Consider the following 22,932-nt stretch of genomic DNA (forward strand, 5'->3'; position numbering starts at 1 on the left):
GTTTTATATTAAATAATAAATTAACTTAATTCTGAATATTAGAATTTTATAATTGAATTTTGCTTAGCAATATTAAACCCTCTTTCTTCAACTCTATTTTCAGCATCACTTCCCTCACCTAATAATGGGTTCGTATGATTAAAATGGATAAAATAGATTTTCTTTTTATCATCATTTGTTAACCCCTCAAACAACTTCATACTTTCTTCAACAAAAGGATGAGGAACTTCATTCATGTCTCTGTTAATCTCTCCATTTTTAAAAAAGGTTGCATCTAAAAATGCTATATCAACTTGCTTTATATAATCAATAATATTTCTATCCCACTTTTCCCATTTATCAACATCTGGAATAAACAATGCTTTTTTAGAAGTGTTATTAATTAAATAACCAACTGTTTCTGTGTATTCATCTCTATGTGGTACATGAATTGGAGTTATACTAATTCTTTTATTTAAAACAAATGCTGAATCTTTTTTTAATGCCTTTAACTCAATATTATTGTTAGTTACTAACTGACTCCAAGGTCCGTTAGTTTCCAAATATGTTTTCATTCTTGGCATTGTATAAATTGGCATTTTAGTTGCACTCATTGCTTCTCTACCTAAAAACATAATTCCTGTATAGTGTCCTATATGGCCATGAGTTAAAAAAATACCATCAGGAATATCTTTATTCTTTGTATAGGTAGATAATAGCTTAGTTTGTTTTGTAAAATCAGGTGTTGCATCAAACATCCAACTTTCATTAGTTATCGGATCAACCAAACCTATAGAACTAACCATTCTTTCCAAGCTAGAGTTTGTATAAGTTTTTAAGCAACATTCTTTTTTACAAGCTATTTGCGGATATCCAGCATCTTGTGCAACTCCTAACACTACAAAATAAGGAACACTAGGAATGTTTTTTAGTTTTTCCTTTTTAACACAAGAAAAAACACATAAAATAAAAATAATATATAGTAGACTTTTAACTTTCATATTCTTAAAATAATTCAGGATTAGCTCCTTTTATATCTTTATAAAAAGAATAAAAGTGTTCAAAATCACTTTCCATATTATCAGTAGGATAAAAAGGTTCTGATAAAATTATTTGCTTATGCTCAAAATCAAAGGCAAACATTATTATAGGTACATTGGCTCCCTTTGCTATGTAATAAAAACCTGTTTTCCATTTATCTACCTTTTTTCTTGTTCCTTCTGGTGATAAAGCTAAACGAAACTCATCATGCTTATTAAAAACATCTACAATAGCATCTACTTTATTATTACTTTTTGAACGGTCAACCGGTGCACCGCCTAACCATCTAAAAATAAAACCAAAAGGAGGCTTGAACAATGATTTTTTTCCTATAAAATTAATTTTTACTCCCCATGAGTTTCTTGCTAAGATCGCTATTGGAAAATCTTTCCAACTAGTATGTGGAGCACCAATAACTATATATTTTTTTAATTCTTTAGGAAATTCTCCAACTAACTTCCATCCTAAAATTTTGGTATATATAAACTTAGATATCATCTCTTATAAAATATGCCTCAATGATACGGTTTTCAGTAACAATAACAAACATTTTTATAATATCTTGCGTTATATTTGCTTGTTCAACTAATTTTTTCATTTAATGAGTACTACTTTACTATTAATAATCACAACAATTTCTGGATTAGTATTAGGGGTTATTATTGGCCATTTACTAGGTAAATTAGCTTTAAATAAAGCTACAGATACATTAGAAAAAGAAAACAACACCTTAGCTGTTACTATATCAAATGCAGAAGCTCAGAAGAATGAAAAAGAACAGGTTTTTATTCAACAAAAAGAAGATTTCTTAAAACGCTTGGATGATAAAACAAAAGAGAATAATGAATTAAGACGAGAAAAAGATTTCTCTGCTACTGAATTAGCTAGAAAAAATGAAGAACTAAGAAACTTACAATTAAAGTTAAACGAAAATAAAGAAGAGGTTGAGAAACTACAAGATAAGTTTACCAAAGAATTTGAAAACCTTGCAAATAAAATATTAGATGAAAAATCTAATAAATTTACAGAACAGAATAAAGAAAATATAAAAAATATACTAAGTCCCTTACAAGAAAAAATACAAACTTTTGAAAAGAAAGTTGAAGATTCTCAAAAAGAAAGTATTTCAATGCATTCAGCTCTAAAAGAACAATTACTTGGTTTAAAAGAGCTAAACACCCAAATGAGTAAAGAAACTATTAACTTAACTAGAGCATTAAAGGGAGATAGTAAAACACAAGGAAACTGGGGAGAACTAGTATTAGAACGTGTTTTAGAAAAGTCGGGATTAGAAAAAGATAGAGAATATTTTGTACAACAATCTTTTACTAACGATGAAGGTAAACGTATACTACCTGATGTAGTTATTCATTTACCAGATAATAAAAAAATGATTGTTGACTCTAAGGTTTCTTTAACTGCATATGAACAATATGTAAATACTGATGATGCTATTGAAAAAACTCGTTTTATAAAAGAACATGTAAACTCTTTAAAACGACATGTAGAGCAACTTTCAGAAAAAAAATATGAGGATATTTATAAAATAGAATCTCCTGATTTTGTTTTGCTATTTGTTCCTATTGAGCCTGCATTTGCTGTAGCTTTAAATGAAGATAATACTTTATACAATAAAGCTTTTGAAAAAAATATCGTGATTGTTACTCCTACTACTCTTTTAGCTACTTTACGTACTATTGATACCATGTGGAATAATGAAAAACAACAACGAAATGCTTTAGAAATTGCAAGACAAGCTGGTGCTTTGTATGATAAGTTTGATGGTCTTTTAAAAGATTTGATTAGTATTGGTAAAAAAATTGATGCTACTAAAGCTGATTATAGTTCTGCCATGAACAAATTAGTAGAAGGTAGAGGTAATTTGATTACTAGTGTAGAAAAATTAAAGAAAATGGGAGCTAAAGCTAAGAAAGCACTTCCTGAAAAAATAATAGAACGAGCTCAAGAAGAGGATTAAAAAAAGCGACTTAATAATTAAGTCGCTTTTTTATTGTTTTAATATAATAGTTACATCACAAATAATCTTCTTTGATGCATTAAATCATATACTTTTTCACCTATTGCTTCTAATGCTTCATCATTAGTAGCATTTGTTATTGCTTCATCAATTAAATCAACAACAACAATCATATCTTCTTCATTTAAACCACGTGTAGTTACTGCTGAAGTACCAATACGGATACCAGAAGTTACAAAAGGTGATTCTGTATCAAAAGGAACCATATTTTTATTTACTGTTATCTCAGCTTTACCTAAAGCTATTTCAGCATCTTTACCTGTAATTCCTTTGTTACGTAGATCTATTAACATCATATGATTATCTGTTCCTTTAGAAATAATATCATATCCTTTCGCTACAAAAGCTGCAGCCATTGCTCTGGCATTTTCACGAACTTGAATTTGATACTCTAAAAAACCATCAGTTAACGCCTCACCAAAAGCAACTGCTTTAGCAGCAATTACATGCTCTAAAGGTCCTCCTTGATTTCCAGGGAATACCGATGAATTTAATAAAGTCGACATCTTTTTTGGCTTTCCACTTTTTAAGGTTAATCCAAAAGGATTTTCAAAATCTTGTCCCATCATAATCATACCACCACGAGGTCCACGTAATGTTTTATGTGTAGTCGTTGTTACAATATGACAATGAGGTAACGGATCAGATAAAATTCCTTTAGCTATTAAACCAGCTGGATGTGAAATATCAGCCATTAAAATTGCACCTACACTATCAGCTATTTCTCTAAATTTCTTAAAGTCAATATCACGAGAATACGCTGAAGCTCCTGCAATAATTAATTTAGGTTTATGTTCATTAGCTTGTTGCTCTAAATGATTGTAATCTATAAGCCCAGTTTCTTTATCAACACCATAAAATACAGGGTTGTATAATTTTCCTGAAAAATTTACAGGTGAACCATGAGTTAAATGACCTCCATGAGATAAATCGAAACCTAAAATAGTATCACCAGGTTTTAAACATGTAGCGAACACAGCTGTATTTGCCTGACTACCTGAATGAGGCTGAACATTTACATATGCAGCTCCAAATAATTCTTTAGCCCTATCAATTGCTATTTGCTCTACAATATCAACTATCTCACATCCTCCATAATACCTTTTTCCAGGATATCCTTCTGCATATTTGTTAGTTAAAATTGATCCTTGCGCTTCCATTACCTGCTCACTTACAAAGTTTTCAGAAGCTATTAGCTCCAACCCATTTAACTGACGTTTTTTTTCATCAGCTATAAGGTCAAAAATTTGATGATCTTTTTGCATTACTATGTGTTGTTAAATTTTGTTGCCAAATGTAATCATTTTCTCAATAATTTTTATTTGGATAGTAAGTATTTTCACACATTTATACGTATTAGTTAATTATTGATACTATATTAATCTTTTGTGTGCATTTTTTTACATTTTTTAGTTTTTTACCTCTCTAAAATTCAAAAAAAATATGTAGGTTTGATAAAAAATTAAACAATACAATTAATGGAAATAACTGCAAATAACCCGAATAGAAAATCTTGGTTAACTGTAACAGAAAACTCTGATTTTCCGATTCAAAACATACCTTTTGGTGTTTTTTTAACCAAAGATGATATTATTACAATTGGAACAAGGATTGGTGACTATGCTATTGATTTAGGTGCTTTACATCAACTTGGATATTTTGAAGGCATTCCTTTAACCGATGATATTTTTTTACAAGATACCTTAAATGATTTTATTGCTGATGGTCGTAAAACTTGGCGTTTAGTTAGAAACAGAATTGCTGAAATTTTTGATGTTAAAAACAGTAGTTTAAGAGACAATGCTGAACATAAAGACAAAGTGATTTTTAGAATGGATGAAATAGAAATGCAATTACCTGTTAGTGTAGGTGATTATACCGATTTCTATGCTAGTAAAGAACATGCTACAAATGTAGGTTCATTATTTAGAGATCCTGAAAACGCATTATTCCCTAACTGGTTACAAATACCTATTGGTTACCACGGAAGAAGTTCTTCTATTATTCCTTCTGGTACTCCTATAAGAAGACCTGTTGGTCAATCTAGACCTAATGAAGGTGAAACTACACCTAATTTTGGTCCTTCAAAATTGTTAGATTTTGAATTAGAAATGGCATTTATTACAACAGTTGCAAATGATTTAGGAGAAAGAATTCCTATTGAAGAAGCTGAAGACTATATTTTTGGATTGGTTTTATTCAATGATTGGTCTGCTCGTGATATTCAAGGATGGGAATATGTTCCTTTAGGGCCATTTTTAGGTAAAAACTTTGCTTCTACTATATCACCTTGGATTGTTACTTTAGATGCTTTAGAACCTTTTAGAGTAGATAACCCTAAACAAGTACATGAACCTTTACCTTATTTACGTAAAGAAGGTAAAGATAGTTATGATATTAATTTACAAATGGCTATTCAACCTGAAGATAAAGAAGAGACTGTTGTTTGTAACTCTAACTTCAAATACATGTACTGGACAATGATTCAGCAATTAGCACACCATACTGTAAATGGTTGTCCTGTTAATGCTGGTGACATGATGGGAAGTGGAACAATTTCTGGTCCAACTCAAGATAGTTTTGGTTCAATGTTAGAATTAACATGGAGAGGTCAAAACCCTATTAAAATGAACGATGGTAGCGAGCGTAAATTTATCAATGATAATGATACAGTTATTATGCGTGGATATTCTAAAAATGACAAAGTTCGTATTGGTTTTGGAGAGTGTGTTGGTAAAATTTTACCTGCAATTGAATAAACTAAATAGTGTTATAAAAAAAAATCCAGTTCGTTTTGAACTGGATTTTTTTTTATTTTATTCTTCTTCTGGTGGTGGATGTCCAAAAATTTGTTCATACACTTCATCAAAATTTGTTCGTAAGTAAGCATTTAACTTTTTTCTATAGTCATCTTGTAACCAATCAATAAAATTATGTGTACTCTTACAAATACATTTTGAATACCTAAATATTCTATCATCTATATCTCCTCCTAGTTTTTTAGCTAAAATTAAAGCATCAAAAACATCTTCACTATTTTCAATACATAATTTTGCATGATGCTCAATAGATTTCTCTAATACTTTTTTTGAAGATTGACCCGATTGTATTGTGTCAACATACACCTTCTTTACATCAAAATATAAATCTTTTGAATTAGAAAATTCCTTTTTTACATCAGCAGGAAGCTCATATTTAAATTCACTTTCAAGCTCTTCATCACTTAATAAATTATCAAGATAAAAGTTAGGAGCTCTAAACATCTTTTGCCAATCTAAATCAGCACCCCAAGGACCAAATCTATGGAAGTTATTACCTAAATCAATAACATTAAATTCTGATTTATCAGGTAAAACACGCGATCCCCTACCAATCATTTGGTAATACAATGTTAATGATTTTGTTGCTCTATTTAATATAATAGATCTTACTGAAGGCTCATCAAATCCAGTAGTTAATATACTTACTGAGGTGATAATTGCATTTGGTGTTTTATGAAACCACTTTAAAATAAAATCACGTTCTTTTTTAGTATTCGTATTATCTAAGTGAGCAATAGGATATCCAGCCCTTTTAAAAGTATCAAATACATGTAAAGAAGTATTTATTCCATTATTAAAAATTAAAGTTTTAGTTCCTTTTGCACGTTCTTCATATGCCTGCAATAACTTAGAAAGCATATCTGAATTTGTATATAGATCCTCAGAAGATTTTACGGTATAATCACCATTTGCACCTACCTCTAATGAAGTTAATCCTACATTATACGAAAATACATTTGCTCTTGCTAAATATTCATTTTCTATTAAATTACCAATACTTTCACCATCAATTAACTCATCATAATTGTTCTTCATTGGTAACTTAATGTTAGAACTCAATGGAGTTGCGGTAACACCTAATACGAACGACTTATCAAAAAACTTAAACAGTTTAGTAAATGAATTATAGTGAGCCTCATCAATAATAACCAATCCTACATCCGATATATCTAACATATCATCATTCAAACGGTTATTCAAAGTTTCAACCATTGCTACAAAGCAACTAAAGTTACTTTGATCATTTAAGTCTGCTTTACTATCAATGATTTTATTATCTACATTGAATTCGCTTAACATCCTAGCGGTTTGTTTACACAATTCAATACGGTGCGTCATTATTAACACCTTTTTTTGATAATGCTTTAAATACTGACGGGTAATTTCAGAGAAAATAACTGTCTTCCCTCCTCCTGTTGGTAATTGATACAGTAGGTGGTAATTTTCGGGGGCATTTTCAAAACTTTTAAAAATTTTGTGTAACGCTTCCTTTTGATAATCGTATAAATTTTTACCTACAATTGGCTTAGTCGTCGCTGTTTCTTTACTCAATTTTGTACTATTTTGAAGTATGCGAAAATACGACCTATTTAAGTAAATACCAGTAAAAACATTATAAAATTTAAAAAGTTTTTAAATTTATGTTAGTAATATCATAATGAGAAGCATAAGCTACAGCCACTCCTCTTTTTATAATCATTAGCTGTGGAGACTGGTGTAATACCTGAAATTTATAACCAATTTCATTAGACAATTCACGGTAATTTAATAAATCTAAATAATAAACTTTAAAATCTTTTAAACTCTCATCAAAACTACTTTCAAAACGTTGAATAACCATTCTACTAATTCCACAACGCGTTGAATGTTTAAAAATAGCTATTGGTTCTTTCTTTGATAAAATTTCAATTTCTTTAAGTTGATCCATACTTCGTAAAGGCAACCAGTTAACTAACGATTTTTCTTCTTTTTTTTCTGATGATGAATTTCCAAAAAGTGATTTTAATATTCCCATTATTGTTGTTTAGTATTTCTGTCGACTATAAAACCAAAACCTTTCAAGTGTCAAAAAGTCAGCAAAAACAAAGTGGTTAGCGACATTTTGACTCTTTTTATCTTTAAAAAAGTATTGGTATTAATTTTGACTAGTTCATTGTAAAATTAATGATTATGAATTTTAACAATTATACAATAAAATCGCAAGAAACTATACAACAAGCGCAACAATTAGCGCAAGAGTATCAACATAATCAAATTGAAAACGAACATATTTTTAAAGCTTTATTTTCAGTTGATGAAAATGTACTCCCTTTTATATTAAAAAAATTAAATGTTAATTTAACAATTGTTCAACAAATACTAGACAAACAATTAGATAGTTTTTCTAAAGTTACTGGTGCAAATTTAACACTTTCTCCTGAAGCTGGAAAAAGCCTTACAGAAGCTTCTGTAATAGCTAAAAAAATGAATGATGAATATGTTTCTATAGAACATTTGGTTTTAGCTATATTTAAATCAAAAAGTCAAATTTCTCAAGTATTAAAAGATCAAGGTGTAACTGAAAAAAATCTTCAAAATGCAATAGATGAATTACGTAAAGGTAATAGAGTAACTTCTCAAAATGCTGAAGAAACATATAACTCTCTAAACAAATACGCTAAGAATTTAAACCAATTAGCGCAAGATGGAAAATTAGACCCTGTAATTGGTAGAGATGAAGAAATAAGACGTCTTTTACAAATTTTATCAAGAAGAACAAAAAATAATCCAATACTAGTTGGTGAACCTGGTACCGGTAAAACTGCTATTGCTGAAGGTTTAGCCCACAGAATAATTCGAGGTGATGTTCCTGAAAATTTAAAAGACAAACTAATTTTCTCATTAGATATGGGAGCTTTAATTGCTGGTGCTAAATATAAAGGTGAGTTTGAAGAACGTTTAAAATCTGTTATTAAAGAAGTTACTACTTCTGAAGGAGATATTGTTTTATTCATTGATGAAATTCATACTTTAGTTGGTGCTGGTGGTGGACAAGGAGCAATAGATGCTGCTAACATTTTAAAACCAGCTTTAGCTCGTGGAGAACTTAGAGCCATTGGAGCAACTACTTTAGATGAGTATCAAAAGTATTTTGAAAAAGACAAAGCTTTAGAACGTCGTTTTCAAAAAGTACTAGTTGATGAACCAGATACTGAAAGTGCCATTTCTATTTTAAGAGGTATTAAAGACAAATATGAAACACACCACAAAGTACGAATTAAAGATGAGGCCATTATTGGTGCTGTAGAATTATCTCAACGTTACATTACTAACAGATTTCTACCAGATAAAGCTATCGATTTAATGGATGAAGCTGCTTCTAAATTACGCATGGAGATCAACTCTAAACCTGAAGAATTAGATGTACTTGATCGAAAAATAATGCAGTTAGAAATAGAAATAGAAGCCATAAAACGTGAAAATGATGAAATTAAGTTAAAATCATTAAATGCTGATTTAGGAAACATTAAAGAAGAACGTAACGAATTGAATGCTAAATGGCAATCAGAAAAAAATGTAGTAGACGGTATTCAACAATTAAAATCTGACATTGAAAATTACAAACTAGAAGCTGAAAAAGCAGAACGTAATGGTGACTATGGTAAGGTAGCAGAACTTCGGTACGGTAAAATCAAAGAAACCCAAGAGAAACTTGATCAACAACAATTGGTATTAGCTAATCAACAAGAAAACTCTTTAATAAAAGAAGAGGTTACTTATGATGACATTGCTGAAGTTGTTGCAAAATGGACAGGAGTTCCAGTTACAAAAATGCTACAATCTGAACGTGAGAAATTATTAAAATTAGAAGATGAATTACACAAACGTGTTGTAGGACAAGAAGAAGCTATTGAGGCAGTGTCTGATGCCGTACGTCGTTCAAGAGCTGGTTTACAAAACCCTAACAAACCTATAGGTTCTTTTTTATTCTTAGGTACAACTGGTGTTGGTAAAACAGAACTTGCAAAAGCACTTGCTGATTATCTATTTGATGATGAAAACGCTATGACTCGTATTGACATGAGTGAATATCAAGAAAAACATTCTGTAAGTAGATTAGTTGGAGCCCCTCCAGGGTATGTAGGTTACGATGAAGGTGGACAATTAACGGAAGCTGTAAGAAGAAAACCATATTCTGTTGTACTTTTAGACGAAATTGAAAAAGCACATCCTGACACTTTCAATATACTATTACAAGTATTAGATGAAGGAAGATTAACTGACAATAAAGGGAGAGTAGCTGATTTTAAAAACACAATTATAATTATGACTTCAAATATGGGAAGTCATATAATTCAAGAAAAGTTTGAAAACATGAAAAATGATCTTCATACTTCTATGGAGTTAGCTAAAACAGAAGTTCTTGGATTATTAAAACAAAGTGTTAGACCTGAATTTTTAAACAGGATAGATGACATTATTTTATTTACTCCGTTATCACAATCTAATATTAAACATATTGTAAAACTTCAATTGAATAATGTTAAGAAAATGGTAGCTAAACAAAACATTACTATTGATGCTACAGATGAAGCAATTAATTATTTAGCTAATAAAGGATATCAACCTGAATTTGGAGCTCGTCCTGTAAAGCGAGTAATTCAAAAAGACGTTTTAAATGCTTTATCTAAAGAGATTTTATCAGGAAAACTTACCACAGATAGCATTATTTTATTAGATGCTTTTGATGATAAACTTGTTTTTAGGAATCAATCAGATTTAATTGAAACCAACTAATTTAAAAAAGGCTAAAACATTAATGTTTTAGCCTTTTTTACTTATAAATAACCATGTACAATTCGCAGTAATCGCCCCAATAACTGGTGCCAAAAAATACAGCCATGCTATATGCATATTACCTGTAAACAATAATGGAGCTAAGCTTCTTGCAGGGTTAAACGATCCTCCAGAAATAGGTCCAGCTATTAAAATAAACCCCATAACTAAAGCCCCCAAAACAATACCTAATAAATGTGAATAATTCTTATTTTCACTAACTCCTAAAATAGTTAACATTAAAAAAAACGTTAATACTGCTTCCAATACAAAAGAAGGAATTACTCCTCCTGTTGGCAAAGTTTCTCCCAAAGTAGTTGTATTATAAAAAACAACTTTAAGTAATCCACTAGCCATTAATGCACCTAATATTTGCCACACTATATACCCTATAACTTCTTTTTTAGAAATTACTTTTCTTATTCCTAATGCAATAGTTACAGCTGGGTTAATATGAGCACCAGAAATACTTCCAAAAACATAAACTATTGCTGTTATAGTTACTCCAAAAGATACAGAAACACCCAATAAACCTATGCTATTATTAAATAACGAGTTAACAATCACTGCTCCTGTTCCACAAAAAACCAACGCAAATGTTCCAATGAATTCAGCTAAATACTTTTTCATTTTAAAAATTTAAGTATAAAAAAAGGTAGCCTACTTGCTACCTTTAATTATGTTTTACTAATTGATTTATAATATTGCACTTGCTCCTGCTTCTGCAACTGCATGATCATTTTCAACAGAACTTCCACTTACTCCAATTGCACCAATAATAGTACCTTCTGAATCTTTTATAGGTACTCCACCAGGAAAAGTTATTAATCCGTTATTAGAATGCTCAATATTAAATAAAGAACCTCCTGGTTGAGACAATTCACCTATTACTCCTGTATTCATATCAAAAAAACGAGCTGTTTTTGCTTTCTTTATTGAAATATCTAAAGAACCTAACCATGCTCCATCCATTCTGGCAAATGCAACTAAATTTGCTCCAGCATCAACAACAGCTATATTCATTTTTGTATTTAACTCCGTAGATTTAGCCTTAGCTACTTTTATAATTTCTTCTGCTTGTTCTAATACTATATTCATTTTGTAGTGATTTATATTTACACTGCAAATTTAGTACTAGAATTAACGCTCTTGTTTACTTGAAAAGGTCAAATAACTTATGAAAAAAGGTCACTTTATTTGAGATGGACTTATTCCAAATTTTGTTTTAAAAGCACTACTAAAATTAGAAAGGTTATTATATCCTAAATCCAAATAAATATCAGACACTTTTAAATTTCCTTTTTCTAAAAGTTCCTTAGCTTTATCTAAACGTTTATTTCGAAACCATTTTCCTGGTGAAATATCATGCTCCTTAATGAAATTTCTTTTAAATGTAGATAAACTCATATTACACAAAAAAGCAATTTCTTCAATTGTTAATGATGAGTATATATTTTTTTCAATAGTAGACTGAAATACAGATTCTTCTTTAAGAACTAAGCTACAAATATAATTTTCAAATAATTCTCCGTACTTGTTCAATAAATACAACAATAACTCTTCTAGTTTTAAAGAAAGTAAATCAATCATGAATTTAGATGATGATGTACTTATATTATTTAGAGAGTTCAAATAAGAACTTAAATAGTCATCATTTTCAATTACAAAATACGGAGCTATATTTTTTGTGCTCACTTTTTTATTAATATGTTTTTTAATAAAATTCTTTAATTTATCTTCAGAAAAAAATAATAATCTACAGTAATAAACTTCATCTGTATCTAACAACTCACTCCACAAGCTATTTCCCTTTTTTATTAAAATTGATTGTGAATTATCTACTTGCACTTTACTATCTGCAAAATGAACTTGCTTTTTACCTTTTTGTAAAAAGCTAAACATGTGCATATTTAAATTTACTTTTGTTTTAATGGCATTATCAACCATTTTTAAATCGTAAATATAAAGATCAGGATTATTTGTGCCTTTGATGTAAGAATCAGGTACATTTTCTATAGTAAAGTTAGACACAACTTAAAAACATATAAAATTTAATTTAAAAATCCTTGTTCATTCATCCAATCATCAGAATAAATTTTATTCATATATCGTGATCCATGATCAGGTAATATAATCACAACAAAACTATCTTCATCGAAAAAGTTTTTATCGGCATATTGTTGAACTCCCTGTAAAACAGCTCCTGAAGTATACCCTGCAAAGATACCTTCAGTTTTCACTAACTCTCTAGCTTTCAAAGCTGATGTTTTATCTGCTACTTTTTCATAAATATCTATCACATCAAAATCTGTTGATGTAGGAATTAAAGTTTTTCCTAATCCTTCAATTTTATATGGGCAAATTTCATTAGCATCAAATTCACCCGTTTCATGATATTTTTTAAGTACTGATCCTATAGCATCAACTCCTAAAATTTTAATTTCTGGGTTCTTTTCTTTTAAAAATTGCCCAGTTCCAGAAATTGTTCCTCCAGTTCCACTAGCGGCAACCAAGTGAGTTATTTTACCATCAGTTTGTTCCCATATCTCTGGGCCTGTACTTACATAATGTGCCTCAATATTTAATTCATTAAAATATTGATTAATATATATAGAACCTGGATTTTCTTTATGTAATCTTTTTGCTACTTCATAATAAGAACGAGGATCATCAGCAGCGACATTCGCTGGACAAATATGAACTTCAGCACCCATAGCTTTTAACATATCTATTTTATCTTGCGATGATTTATCACTAACTGCTAAAATACATTTATAACCTTTTACAATGCTTATCATTGCCAAAGAAAAACCAGTATTTCCAGAGGTAGTTTCTACAATAATATCTCCTTTCTTTACAATTCCTTTTTTCTCTGCTGTTTCAATGATATGAAGTGCTATTCTGTCTTTAGCTGAATGGCCAGGATTAAAAGCCTCTACCTTAGCATAGTGCTTTCCTGGAATGTTTTTAGTTATTCTATGTAATTCTACTAATGGTGTTTCTCCTACTAAATCTAAAATTGTATTGGTAATACCAGCGTGTCTCATTCTTATCTAATATAAAAGGCGTCATTACGAGAATATATGACGAAATTTAAAGATTTTATCTATTTTCTAGTAATGACGCCCTACTCTTTCCGAGGGGCAAAAGTAAAACTATTTTTCTAACTTTTCCTCTAACATTAAAAAGAACGTATATTCTTCTGCTAATTCTTTTAAAGCATCAAATCTTCCTGAAGCACCTCCATGACCCGCTTCCATATTTGTATGTAAAAACAACATATTCGAGTCTGTTTTAACCTCTCTTAGTTTTGCTACCCATTTAGCCGGTTCCCAATATTGCACTTGACTGTCATGTAAACCAGTAGTAATTAACATATTTGGGTATTCTTTTGCCACTACTTGATCATAAGGGGAATACGACTTAATATAATCATAATACTCTTTATCATTAGGATTCCCCCACTCATCGTATTCTCCAGTAGTTAAAGGAATACTATCATCTAACATTGTTGAGATAACATCAACAAAAGGAACAGCAGCAATAATTCCATTATATAATTCAGGGTTCATATTAACAATAGCTCCCATTAATAAACCTCCAGCAGAACCTCCCATAGCATACAAATGCTTTGGTGAAGTATACCCATTATCTATTAAATACTTAGAACAATCAATAAAATCTGTGAATGTATTTTTCTTTTTTAACATTTTACCATCTTCATACCACTCACGTCCTAGATACTGACTTCCTCTAATATGTGCTAATGCATATACAAAACCTCTATCAAGTAAACTTAATCGTGTAGTTGAAAAGCCATCTGGTATTGTGTAACCATATGATCCATAAGCGTACTGTAAAACTGGAGTATTTTCATCTATTTTTGTATCTCTGTGATGCACTATTGATACCACTACTTTTTCACCATCTCGTGTTGTAACCCAAATACGTTTGCTTACATAATTTTTTTTATCAAATGCCCCCCCTAAAACTTCTTGTTCTTTTTTAATGTTCTTAGATTGATCTTTCATATTAAAATCAATTATAGAACTTGGAGTTGTCATTGAATTATAAGAATAACGAATAACATTTGTATCAAATTCAGGATTAGAATATACATCTGCTGAATAAGTTTCTTCTTCAAAAGGTAAATAATAATCTAAAGTATTATCCCATCTTTTAATTCTAATTTTATTCAATCCTTCATTTCTTTCCTCTAAAACAAGATACTCTTTAAAAATAGAAAAATCTTCAAACAAAGTATCTTCCCTATGTGGTATAACATCAACCCAGTTTTCTTTTGAAGTTTTCTTTTCTGGAGTTTTCATTAATTTAAAATTAGTAGCCCCATCCTTATTGGTTTTTATATAAAAATGATCTTCATAATGTGCTATATCATATTCTAAATTGCGCTCACGAGGATGAATAACCTTAAAATTTCCATTAGGCTTATCTGCTTCTAATACTTGATATTCCGAAGAAACAGTATTGTACGAACCTATTACTATGTATTTTTTTGATTTTGTTTTAGTTACAAAAGTACCAAAGGTTTCATCTTCTTCCTCAAATACTAACACATCATCTTTAGTATCAGTTCCCAAAATATGTTTATATATTTGTGAACTTCGTAAAGTTACAGGATCTTTTTTAGTATAAAACAACGTTTTATTATCATTTGCCCATACAGATCCTCCAGTAGTATTTTCTATCTTATCAGAATAAATTTCTCCTGATTCTAAATTTTTAACCTGAATAATATATTGACGTCTACTAACTGTATCTACAGCAAAAGTAGTCAGCTTATTATTTGGAGATATACTTAGCCCTCCTAGTTGAAAATATTCATGTCCCTTTGCTTCATCATTTACATTAAACATGATTTCTTCCTTTGCCTCTAAATTTTCTTTTTTTCGGCTAAAAATAGGATATTGCTGACCTTTTTCATAACGAGTTATATAAAAATAACCATTACTTTTATAAGGTACTGATTCATCATCTTCTTTTATTCTTCCTTTCATTTCTTGAAACAACTGCTCTTGAAAATCATTAGTTTCAACAGTCATTTTATCATAGAAATCATTTTCGGCATTCAAATAATCATACACTTTTTGAGTTTGATTATCTTTAACTTCTGCATTTTTTTGCTCGTCTGTTAAACGCATCCAAAAGTAATTATCCTCTCTAATATCACCGTGTTTCTCTAACTTAGTTAATTGCTTTTCAGCTACTGGTGCTTTAATGTCTTTTTTCATTATATCATTTTTGCAGAATGCAAAAATAAGATTAAAAGCCATAGCAGGTAGCATTATTTTTTTCATTTTTATCAAGAATGATTAAAACTCTTATGAAAATACTACATTTGTTATTGAATAAATATGTAAATAATAAATCAATGTTTGGAGATATTTCTGGTATGATGGGTAAACTAAAAGAAGCCCAAGAAAAAGTAGAAGAAACAAAAAAAAGATTAAATACTGTTTTAATCGATGAAACTGTTGCTAATAATAATATAAAAGTTACTGTAACTGCCAATAGAGAAATTAAGGCTATTACAATTAATGAAACCTTACTTGAAGACCGAGAAGAACTAGAAGATTATTTAATTTTAGCATTAAATAAAGCTTTAAAAAGAGCTGGTGAAATAAATGAGCAAGAATTAGCTATTGCTGCTAAAACTGGTATGCCAAATATTCCCGGAATGGATATGTTTAAATAAAAAATATGTTTTTAAAGTTAGAAGATTACATGTTACCATGTTTAAATAAAAAACTCTTGGGAGTTGATTGTTTAGGTTGTGGTTTTCAAAGAGCGATTGTGCATGTTTTAAAAGGTGAGTTTATCGATGCTTTTAAAATGTATCCTGCAATCTATTCATTATTATTTTTTTTAATATATATTCTTCTAAATTTTAAGTTCAAATTTAATAATTCTCAAAAAACAGTTCGTTTCTTACTTTTATTAAACTTAATTTTAATAGTAGGAAACTTTATTTTAAAAATACTATAAACTATGGAACCTAAACAATTACAATACGGACCTCTTATTTATATTTTGGCTATTGTAGGACTTCCTTTATGTTGCTGCGCTGGAATTGGTATTATACCTTCTGGTATTGCCTTTTACATTGCTCATACTGAATTAAAAAAATACTACAAAGATCCTGAATCATATACTAACCAAGACAGTATTTATACTGGTAAAATAGTTGCTTTGGTTATTTTAATTATTAATGTTTTGTATTTAGCCTATACTGCTTATCAAATATACACTATAGGTTGGGACAATATCATGGAGCAATCACGACAAATGATGGAACAATACGAGCAATAAAAAATTAACCTATAAAACTAAAAACACCATTCTATTATATATATAAACTAGGATGGTGTTTTTAATTTATACTATTTTTTATCTAAGTAATTGAATACTTAAAAGATAAACTCCTTCATCAAAAAATTGTTAATTAAAACACTTCTATTTCTAAATAGAAATAATTTAAAACTCTTATTTTCGCCATTCTCCCCAACAAAATTACTTTTAATTTAGAGCACTTAAAGCGCACGAATGGATAACGAAAAAAACTGGCTACATTATTATAAAAACAGTTTATTTGATAGTGAAAACTTGGCTATTGATATTTCAAGAATCAAAAATTTATTTCATCAAAATAATGCTGATTTAACCACAGCTCTTTTAAACCCAAAACAAGCTAATGAACTATTAGATGTAGAGGAAAGAAGAATAAATAGGTTAAAAGGAATTAGTAAAAAAGATAGTCCTAAATGGCATGAAGTAAGCGAAACTCAAATTCTTATTGCCCCATTTCATTTACAATATCAAACTGATAATCCTAACTTTAAACAACGAACAATATATCCTTTTTGGGTAGCGGCAAAAGTAGACCGTTCAGGAAACTTATCTGCACCAAACGATTTGTTCCCTCTTATTGTTCGTAACTATTTAGATCCTATTGCAGATGTAAAAAATGATTTCATTTTTTCGTCCTTAGATACTGTCATGATGGTTAGAGATATTGAACAACCTGAACCTCCATATGGAAGTGAGTTAATAGGTTGGGATGATTACTGGACGTATGTAAATGAGGTCTTTTCAGAAATTACTTTTAGTAATCTATCTAATTATAAAAAAGAAAAATATACCACCGAATATAAACTCACTTATTTTTCTATTAGCTCAAAAATATCTACAGCCAAAAGTATTTTATTCTTATATCAAAACTTATTAAATGAGACTGAAGAATTACCTGTATTATCTAAAATAATAAATCCTTTTAATAGAGCCAGAAAAGAACCAATAACAGACTATGGTTTTTTAAATTATAATCATTTACATTTAGGACAAATGTCTAATGAATTTCCTTTATCTATAAGTCAACGTAAAACATTATTATCTTATTTAACTGCTGAAGAAAACTCAGTAACTGCAGTAAATGGCCCACCAGGAACAGGGAAAACTACATTACTACAAAGTTTAGTAGCTACAGAAGTTGTTAAAGCTGCTATTAAAGGAGAAGATGCTCCAATTATCTTAGCTTGCTCTAATAACAACCAAGCTGTTACAAATATTATTGATAGCTTTATTAACTCAGAAAGTAGTATGGGAGAATTAGCTGAACGTTGGGTTCCTGATTTTAATGGTTACGCTACTTATTTACCCTCTAACTCCAAAAGTGAAAAATACTTAAAGAATATTAATTTTTTAAAAGGTAATTTATTTGGGCATGAAGGAACTTTATGTGATTTAGATAATGAAAAATACGTTTACGAAGCTGAATATTATTTTTTAACGAAGTATAATAATTATTTTGGAGTAGAAACTAATTCCTTAGAAGATGCCTGTATGCATTTACAGGAAGAAATAATTACTATTGAAAACCATCTTATTGATAGTGTAGATTTTTCTAGTGATTACCTAAATTATATTGACAAAATTAATGCGATATTAGTAAACAAAGAGGATCTTATTGAAAAAAACACGTTTAAGATATCTAAACTACAAGAATGGAGAACTCTTTTTACTGAACTTAAATCTTATGCTAAAGACAGTGATTTTATTAATAAAATTAAAACTCATTTTATAGTAACCTCTTCAAAAAATAAAGAGATAGAAAGTTCTGATTATATTTTTAAAATTAATGAAGATGTTATTTCTAATAATGAATCTGCTTTCTCTTTTATAAAAGACTGTATTTATAATGTAAATATGGTGCTACAAGCTAACTTAAAATTAAACAACTGGAAACTTGAAAATAACATTCAAGGGTACCCTTTTGTTTCCGAAGAGAAAATGTGGCATTATGAATATGAAAAAGCAAAGAATAAAGACAAAACACATCGTTTTTTTTATGACGAAATTGACCTTGGCTTACGTCATACTGCTTTTTTATTAGCTACTCATTATTGGGAAGCTCGCTGGTTACTTGAAACCATTGATCTTATTGAAAATGATACAGAAAAAGGAACTGGTGAAAATGTTATTAAAGCCAAATGGAAAAGAAGAGCAATGCTTACACCATGCTTTGTTGCTACTTTTTACATGGCTCCTACACACTTTTTATATAGTCAATTTCAAGGCGAAAATGAAGAAGGTAAACCTGTTTTTGAATACCTTCCTTTGTATAATTTTTTAGATTTATTAATCATTGACGAAGCAGGACAAGTAACACCAGAAGTAAGTATCCCAATTTTTTCATTAGCAAAAAAAGCTTTTGTTGTTGGTGATTTAAAACAAATTGAACCTATTTGGTCCATTCCACCAAAAATTGATATTGGTAATTTAACATCTTTAAATATTATAGAAGAAGAAAAAGAAAATGAGCACTTACATGAGCTAGGTTTTTTAGCTTCTAGTGGTAGTATTATGAAAATGGCTCAAAATGCTTGTGAATTTGAAACCTCAATAGCTTCAAAGAAAGAAACTGGCTTAATACTTCTAGAACACAGAAGGTGTAATGATGAAATTATTGGTTTTTGTAACGAATTAGCTTACGAAGGTATTTTAAAGCCTATGAAAGGTAAAGCTAAAGAAGGTCAAATTTTTCAATCGATGATAGCTTATCATGTTGAAGGGGTTAGTGAACGTAAATATAATAGTAGATGTAATTTAAACGAAGTAAAAGCAATCATTTCTTGGCTACAACAAAATAAAGAAGCGATACAAGAAGCTTATGATGTAACTTCTATTGAAAGTGTTTTAGGAATAATTACCCCATTTGCAAGTCAAAAAGGAGAGTTATCGAAAGCCTTGATAGAAGCAGGTTTTAAAGTGAATCAAATAAAACTTGGAACTGTACACGCTCTTCAAGGCGCAGAACGCAATATCATATTATTTAGTTCTGTTTACAGTAATGAAGATGAAGGTACTATGTTTTTTGACAAAGACAACAAACCTAACATGCTAAACGTAGCGGTTTCAAGAGCAAAAGATAGTTTCATTTTATTTGGAGATACAAGGATTTTTGATGAAACCAAAAACACTCCATCTGGAGTTTTAAAAAAGCATCTAAATATTTTAGAAATGGTTAATTAAACCAATAAAAAAAAGGAGTAATTTAAATTACTCCTTTTTTTTAACACTAAGAATAAAATTAATTTTTAAACTCAGAAATTGTTTTCTTTATAATAGAGATACAATCCATCAACTGCTCCTCATCCATTACTAATGGTGGTGCAAAACGAATAATATTTCCATGAGTTGGTTTTGCTAATAAACCATTATCACGTAATTTAATACATATATCCCAGGCTGTAGAACTATCTTCAGTATCGTTAATTAAAATAGCATTTAATAACCCTTTACCTCTAACAGATTTTACTAAATCAGTTTGGTTTGCAAATTCAGATAATTCTGCTCTAAAAATTTTCCCTAAGCGTTCAGCGTTTTCTTCTAAACTTTCTTCTTTAACAACTTCTAAAGCAGCTATAGCTACAGCAGCAGCAATAGGGTTACCTCCAAAAGTAGAACCATGGTTACCAGGTTTAATAACATTCATAACAACATCATTAGCTAATACTCCTGAAACTGGATATGCTCCTCCACTTAATGCTTTTCCTAATATTAAAATATCTGGTTTTACATTTTCATGATCAACGGCTAACATTTTACCAGTTCTAGCAATTCCTGTTTGAACTTCATCAGCAATAAAAAGTACATTATGTTTTTCACATAATGCCTTAGCAGCGGCTAAATATCCTTCAGAAGGAACATATACACCTGCTTCACCTTGAATAGGCTCTACTAAGAATCCTGCTATATTATTTTCATTCTCTAAAGCTTCTTCTAAAGCCTTCAAGTTATTATACTCAATTTTGATAAATCCATTAGTAAATGGTCCAAAGTTCTTACGAGCTACTGGATCATTTGAAAAAGAGATAATTGTTGTTGTACGTCCGTGAAAGTTATTTTCACAAACTACAATTTGAGCATCATTTTCATTAATTCCTTTTACTTCATAAGCCCATTTTCTACACAATTTCAAAGCAGTTTCTACAGCTTCTGCTCCTGTGTTCATTGGTAATAATTTATCAAAACCAAAAAGTTCGGTAGCAAACTTTTCATATTTACCTAACATGTCATTATAAAATGCACGAGAAGTTAATGTTAATGTTTGTGCTTGATTTACCATTGCACCAACAATTTTTGGATGACAATGTCCTTGGTTTACTGCTGAATAAGCTGATAAAAAGTCGTAATACTTTTTCCCTTCAACATCCCATACATACACACCTTCTCCTCTACTCAACACTACTGGTAGTGGGTGATAATTGTGTGCTCCATACTTGTTTTCTAAATCGATCGCTTGTTGCGAAGTTAATTGGTCTAAAACAGCCATTTTTAATAATTTTTAATTTATAAAATAACCATTCCTTATCTACCTTTATCCTTTCGAAGAATTCCGAAAATTCAGCGTGGGAAAGAAATCATCCCTAATTTAGCAAAAGTACTAAATTTAAATCTAAGGTAAGATGGATTTATACATTTTTCACGTGTTTACTACTATAAACAAGAGTGAAAGTGTATTTATCTTTTTTATTCATACTATATTAATAGAACTTTTTTACACAACAAAAGCTAAAAACCACCTTTGAAAAATAGTTTTTAGCTTTATATTTTTTTTACACTAATTAATATCAAAACGAACTCCTAAAGAAATATTTCGAGTTTCTGTACCTTTAAATAATGGATTTAAATCATATTTAGCATACAAACCAACACCTTCATAAGCAAGATACGTACTCAGCCCATAATTAACTGTGTTCATATTAAAATCTCCTTTCTGTACTTCTTCTACACGTATTGATTCATTATTTTCAAACTCCAAGTACTGTCTTGTTCCTAACTTAAAACCAAAGAATCCTCCTATCCCAAACCTTAATCCATCATGAGTTTTATCAATAACTCTTCCATCAGACAACTTTTTATTTTTTGAAAAATCAAATTCTAAATGCATCGGAAACGTCATTTGAACATGCCTCAACCTACTTTCTGATAATGACTTCACATGTTGTTCTAAATTTGTAACTCCATTATTTACAACGTGGTGTTGATTGTTTTTAGCTCTTAAGTTGTTCCATAAAAAAGACAACCCATATTTAAAATATAACTTAGATGCTTCTTTACTAAATCTAGTTTTAAATGTAAAACCTAGTTCATAAAAATGTGATTGCCAAAACCTATATTGTGAATTATTTAAAGAGTTAAACTCATTATTCTCTAACACATTATTTACCCCAAAAGCAAACACAAATTGTGAAGTTGTTCTTTTATTATATTTTTTCTTTTTCCTTTTTTTATTTTTTCCGTCAAAAACAATAATATCATTATCAAAGAAACGGATACTAAAAGAGTCGTCCTCTTCTACACTAGCAATTTTACCATTTGTTTTATCCTGAACTAACTCTTGAAGTTTATGCTCTTGCAAACTAACTTTTACCTCTATTTGCTTTGCATGATAATTAGCTGCTTCATTTTTTTGTAACAAAGCTTGTTCTTTTGTTATTTTATTCTCTTTTAATTCTTTGTTTATTAATTTAATTTTTTGCTTTAGTGAATCTTTTTGTTGTCTCGTAATTTTATCAATTTTTTTTGATATTTTACTTACTTCTTTTTCAAATACTCTTTCTTGAGAAAAGGCAATAGTTGTGCTAAACAACACTAGTATTAGTATTATTCTTATCATTTTGTTTTGTTTTTAGATGTTAAAAAATTAAGCTAATT

At 29.6% G+C, this 22,932-nt stretch carries 19 protein-coding genes; 7 read left to right on the forward strand and 12 right to left on the reverse strand.

Going from position 1 to position 22,932, the window contains the following annotated elements:
* Positions 1-38: 38 nt before the first annotated feature.
* Positions 39-980, reverse strand: coding sequence for an MBL fold metallo-hydrolase (locus BLV71_RS15480; RefSeq protein ID WP_093871420.1), 942 nt, complete (start codon positions 978-980; stop codon positions 39-41).
* Positions 981-984: 4 nt separating this feature from the next.
* The gene (locus tag BLV71_RS15485; protein WP_093871421.1) at positions 985-1,518 is read right to left on the reverse strand and encodes a lysophospholipid acyltransferase family protein; all 534 of its coding nucleotides are present in this window, start codon (positions 1,516-1,518) and stop codon (positions 985-987) included.
* A gap of 103 nt (positions 1,519-1,621) precedes the next feature.
* Between BLV71_RS15485 and rmuC the strand changes: the two genes are divergently transcribed.
* Positions 1,622-2,998 (forward strand): DNA recombination protein RmuC, encoded by a 1,377-nt coding sequence (rmuC, locus tag BLV71_RS15490; protein WP_093871422.1) that lies wholly within the window; start codon positions 1,622-1,624, stop codon positions 2,996-2,998.
* A gap of 50 nt (positions 2,999-3,048) precedes the next feature.
* Here the strand turns inward: rmuC and glyA are convergent, their stop codons facing one another.
* Positions 3,049-4,323, reverse strand: coding sequence for a serine hydroxymethyltransferase (gene glyA, locus BLV71_RS15495; RefSeq protein WP_093871423.1), 1,275 nt, complete (start codon positions 4,321-4,323; stop codon positions 3,049-3,051).
* A gap of 213 nt (positions 4,324-4,536) precedes the next feature.
* Here glyA and fahA point away from each other — a divergent pair, with 213 nt between their 5' ends.
* Positions 4,537-5,817, forward strand: coding sequence for a fumarylacetoacetase (gene fahA, locus BLV71_RS15500; protein ID WP_093871424.1), 1,281 nt, complete (start codon positions 4,537-4,539; stop codon positions 5,815-5,817).
* 57 nt (positions 5,818-5,874) lie between these two features.
* Here fahA and BLV71_RS15505 read toward each other — a convergent pair whose 3' ends face one another.
* A complete protein-coding gene (locus BLV71_RS15505; protein WP_093871425.1) occupies positions 5,875-7,431 on the reverse strand; it encodes a DEAD/DEAH box helicase in 1,557 nt (518 codons plus the stop codon).
* A gap of 70 nt (positions 7,432-7,501) precedes the next feature.
* Positions 7,502-7,894, reverse strand: coding sequence for a bacillithiol system redox-active protein YtxJ (gene ytxJ, locus BLV71_RS15510; RefSeq protein ID WP_093871426.1), 393 nt, complete (start codon positions 7,892-7,894; stop codon positions 7,502-7,504).
* A gap of 155 nt (positions 7,895-8,049) precedes the next feature.
* Between ytxJ and clpB the strand changes: the two genes are divergently transcribed.
* On the forward strand, positions 8,050-10,656 hold the full coding sequence (gene clpB, locus BLV71_RS15515) for an ATP-dependent chaperone ClpB (protein WP_093872059.1): 2,607 nt from the start codon (positions 8,050-8,052) through the stop codon (positions 10,654-10,656).
* Positions 10,657-10,683: 27 nt separating this feature from the next.
* On the opposite strand, the gene BLV71_RS15520 is transcribed toward clpB, so the two are convergent.
* The 5 genes from BLV71_RS15520 to BLV71_RS15540 all read right to left on the reverse strand — a co-directional run bounded on the left by BLV71_RS15520 (position 10,684) and on the right by BLV71_RS15540 (position 15,989).
* Positions 10,684-11,325, reverse strand: coding sequence for an MIP/aquaporin family protein (locus tag BLV71_RS15520; protein WP_093871427.1), 642 nt, complete (start codon positions 11,323-11,325; stop codon positions 10,684-10,686).
* Positions 11,326-11,391: 66 nt separating this feature from the next.
* Complete coding sequence (locus BLV71_RS15525) at positions 11,392-11,793, reverse strand: GlcG/HbpS family heme-binding protein (RefSeq protein ID WP_093871428.1); 402 nt, start codon at positions 11,791-11,793, stop codon at positions 11,392-11,394.
* 90 nt (positions 11,794-11,883) lie between these two features.
* The gene (locus BLV71_RS15530; RefSeq protein ID WP_255405229.1) at positions 11,884-12,726 is read right to left on the reverse strand and encodes a helix-turn-helix domain-containing protein; all 843 of its coding nucleotides are present in this window, start codon (positions 12,724-12,726) and stop codon (positions 11,884-11,886) included.
* A gap of 20 nt (positions 12,727-12,746) precedes the next feature.
* The gene (locus BLV71_RS15535; protein ID WP_093871429.1) at positions 12,747-13,742 is read right to left on the reverse strand and encodes a PLP-dependent cysteine synthase family protein; all 996 of its coding nucleotides are present in this window, start codon (positions 13,740-13,742) and stop codon (positions 12,747-12,749) included.
* Positions 13,743-13,850: 108 nt separating this feature from the next.
* Positions 13,851-15,989, reverse strand: a complete 2,139-nt coding sequence (locus BLV71_RS15540; protein ID WP_255405282.1) for a S9 family peptidase — start codon at positions 15,987-15,989, stop codon at positions 13,851-13,853.
* A gap of 98 nt (positions 15,990-16,087) precedes the next feature.
* Between BLV71_RS15540 and BLV71_RS15545 the strand changes: the two genes are divergently transcribed.
* The 4 genes from BLV71_RS15545 to BLV71_RS15560 all read left to right on the forward strand — a co-directional run bounded on the left by BLV71_RS15545 (position 16,088) and on the right by BLV71_RS15560 (position 20,244).
* Positions 16,088-16,411, forward strand: coding sequence for a YbaB/EbfC family nucleoid-associated protein (locus BLV71_RS15545; RefSeq protein ID WP_093871431.1), 324 nt, complete (start codon positions 16,088-16,090; stop codon positions 16,409-16,411).
* 5 nt (positions 16,412-16,416) lie between these two features.
* On the forward strand, positions 16,417-16,701 hold the full coding sequence (locus BLV71_RS15550; protein WP_255405230.1) for a DUF2752 domain-containing protein: 285 nt from the start codon (positions 16,417-16,419) through the stop codon (positions 16,699-16,701).
* 3 nt (positions 16,702-16,704) lie between these two features.
* Positions 16,705-17,025 (forward strand): CCC motif membrane protein, encoded by a 321-nt coding sequence (locus BLV71_RS15555; protein WP_093871432.1) that lies wholly within the window; start codon positions 16,705-16,707, stop codon positions 17,023-17,025.
* 234 nt (positions 17,026-17,259) lie between these two features.
* Positions 17,260-20,244, forward strand: coding sequence for a DEAD/DEAH box helicase (locus BLV71_RS15560; RefSeq protein ID WP_093871433.1), 2,985 nt, complete (start codon positions 17,260-17,262; stop codon positions 20,242-20,244).
* Positions 20,245-20,302: 58 nt separating this feature from the next.
* Here the strand turns inward: BLV71_RS15560 and rocD are convergent, their stop codons facing one another.
* Together rocD and BLV71_RS15570 are read right to left on the reverse strand one after the other, a co-directional pair.
* The gene (gene rocD, locus BLV71_RS15565; RefSeq protein ID WP_093871434.1) at positions 20,303-21,547 is read right to left on the reverse strand and encodes an ornithine--oxo-acid transaminase; all 1,245 of its coding nucleotides are present in this window, start codon (positions 21,545-21,547) and stop codon (positions 20,303-20,305) included.
* 288 nt (positions 21,548-21,835) lie between these two features.
* Complete coding sequence (locus tag BLV71_RS15570; RefSeq protein WP_093871435.1) at positions 21,836-22,894, reverse strand: hypothetical protein; 1,059 nt, start codon at positions 22,892-22,894, stop codon at positions 21,836-21,838.
* Positions 22,895-22,932 lie beyond the last annotated feature (38 nt).

Source organism: Tenacibaculum sp. MAR_2010_89, assembly GCF_900105985.1.
Taxonomy (GTDB): domain Bacteria; phylum Bacteroidota; class Bacteroidia; order Flavobacteriales; family Flavobacteriaceae; genus Polaribacter; species Polaribacter halocynthiae.

Excerpts from the sequence above, each read along its gene's own strand:
- BLV71_RS15480 (WP_093871420.1), bottom strand. The coding sequence starts at position 980 with ATGAAAGTTAAAAGTCTACTATATATTATTTTTATTTTATGTGTTTTT.
- BLV71_RS15485 (WP_093871421.1), bottom strand. The coding sequence starts at position 1,518 with ATGATATCTAAGTTTATATATACCAAAATTTTAGGATGGAAGTTAGTT.
- rmuC (WP_093871422.1), top strand. The coding sequence starts at position 1,622 with ATGAGTACTACTTTACTATTAATAATCACAACAATTTCTGGATTAGTA.
- glyA (WP_093871423.1), bottom strand. The coding sequence starts at position 4,323 with ATGCAAAAAGATCATCAAATTTTTGACCTTATAGCTGATGAAAAAAAA.
- fahA (WP_093871424.1), top strand. The coding sequence starts at position 4,537 with ATGGAAATAACTGCAAATAACCCGAATAGAAAATCTTGGTTAACTGTA.
- ytxJ (WP_093871426.1), bottom strand. The coding sequence starts at position 7,894 with ATGGGAATATTAAAATCACTTTTTGGAAATTCATCATCAGAAAAAAAA.
- clpB (WP_093872059.1), top strand. The coding sequence starts at position 8,050 with ATGAATTTTAACAATTATACAATAAAATCGCAAGAAACTATACAACAA.
- BLV71_RS15520 (WP_093871427.1), bottom strand. The coding sequence starts at position 11,325 with ATGAAAAAGTATTTAGCTGAATTCATTGGAACATTTGCGTTGGTTTTT.
- BLV71_RS15525 (WP_093871428.1), bottom strand. The coding sequence starts at position 11,793 with ATGAATATAGTATTAGAACAAGCAGAAGAAATTATAAAAGTAGCTAAG.
- BLV71_RS15535 (WP_093871429.1), bottom strand. The coding sequence starts at position 13,742 with ATGAGACACGCTGGTATTACCAATACAATTTTAGATTTAGTAGGAGAA.
- BLV71_RS15540 (WP_255405282.1), bottom strand. The coding sequence starts at position 15,989 with ATGGCTTTTAATCTTATTTTTGCATTCTGCAAAAATGATATAATGAAA.
- BLV71_RS15545 (WP_093871431.1), top strand. The coding sequence starts at position 16,088 with ATGTTTGGAGATATTTCTGGTATGATGGGTAAACTAAAAGAAGCCCAA.
- BLV71_RS15550 (WP_255405230.1), top strand. The coding sequence starts at position 16,417 with ATGTTTTTAAAGTTAGAAGATTACATGTTACCATGTTTAAATAAAAAA.
- BLV71_RS15555 (WP_093871432.1), top strand. The coding sequence starts at position 16,705 with ATGGAACCTAAACAATTACAATACGGACCTCTTATTTATATTTTGGCT.
- BLV71_RS15560 (WP_093871433.1), top strand. The coding sequence starts at position 17,260 with ATGGATAACGAAAAAAACTGGCTACATTATTATAAAAACAGTTTATTT.
- rocD (WP_093871434.1), bottom strand. The coding sequence starts at position 21,547 with ATGGCTGTTTTAGACCAATTAACTTCGCAACAAGCGATCGATTTAGAA.
- BLV71_RS15570 (WP_093871435.1), bottom strand. The coding sequence starts at position 22,894 with ATGATAAGAATAATACTAATACTAGTGTTGTTTAGCACAACTATTGCC.